The organism is Bartonella taylorii 8TBB (genome assembly GCF_902825155.1).
GTDB classification, from domain to species: domain Bacteria; phylum Pseudomonadota; class Alphaproteobacteria; order Rhizobiales; family Rhizobiaceae; genus Bartonella; species Bartonella taylorii_A.
In genome coordinates this window covers 1-401 of sequence record NZ_CADEAG010000184.1, presented here as the reverse complement: position 1 = coordinate 401, position 401 = coordinate 1, and the positions used below count along the sequence as shown (strand labels likewise).

Annotated in this window: 1 protein-coding gene; it reads left to right on the top strand. The window is 42.9% G+C overall.

Annotated features, from left to right (window positions below; all coding sequences use genetic code 11):
- Positions 1-401, top strand: a 401-nt coding sequence (locus J7R13_RS09210; protein WP_208438342.1) for a polyprenyl synthetase family protein, incomplete at both ends; no start/stop codon positions are given.

Here is a 401-nt window from a genome sequence, read left to right as displayed (position 1 = left end):
ATAAAACTTGCACCCGCTGTTGAATTTATGCATACAGCAACCTTGTTACACGATGACGTGCTTGATGAAAGTAATTTACGACGCGGAAAATCTACTGAACGCATGATTTGGGGAAATCAAGCAAGAGTACTTGTTGGTGATTTCCTGTTGGGACAAGCTTTTAAAATGATGGTCGATGTTGGTTCTATAGACGCGCTCTCTGTCCTAGCAAACGCTGCTGCAATTATTGCTGAGGGGGAAGTTATGCAACTTTCTGCAGCCATAAATATACAAACCAGCGCTTCGGACTATCTCAAGATCATCAACGCAAAAACAGCAGCACTCTTTTCAGCTGCCGCTGAAGTTGGACCAATTATTGCGGGTTATAAAGATAAAGAGCGTTCTGCATTGCGTGAATATGG